This window comes from Streptomyces sp. NRRL B-3229 (assembly GCF_000719505.1).
Taxonomy (GTDB): Bacteria; Actinomycetota; Actinomycetes; order Streptomycetales; family Streptomycetaceae; genus Streptomyces; species Streptomyces griseorubiginosus.
Genome location: NZ_JOGP01000122.1, coordinates 1 through 393, shown reverse-complemented (window position 1 = coordinate 393; position 393 = coordinate 1). Strand labels below are relative to the sequence as shown.

At 66.9% G+C, this 393-nt stretch carries 1 protein-coding gene; it reads right to left on the bottom strand.

Going from position 1 to position 393, the window contains the following annotated elements:
* Window positions 1-126: 126 nt before the first annotated feature.
* A partial coding sequence (locus IF54_RS40250) for an RICIN domain-containing protein (RefSeq protein ID WP_037821259.1) occupies window positions 127-393 on the bottom strand: 267 nt, incomplete at its 5' end.

The window sequence follows — 393 nt, the reverse complement described above, 5'->3', positions numbered from 1 at the left end:
CGTGCCGGCAAGGCTCAGAACGACCAGCACGGCGACCATGGCGGGCCATAACAGGGTTCTTGACCTGGGCATCGTGCACCTGCCTTTCCGGTCAGGGGTGTTGGGGGTGGGCGACCGCGAAACGGTTCACACACGACTCCACTTCTGGCCGGCCTGCCCGTTGCAGGTCCGTAGCTGGAGCGCTGTGCCGTTGGCGGTGCCGGAGCGGTCGGTGTCGAGGCACAGGCCGGCGGCGTTGACGTTGCGGATCGTGCCGTCGGAACCGACGGTCCATTTCTGGTTGTTCTGGCCGTTGCAGGTCCAGATGATCACCCGGGTGCCGTCGGTGGTGCCCTGGTTGTAGGCGTCCAGGCACTTGTCGCCGTAGACGCGGATCTCGCCGCCGGCCCAGGT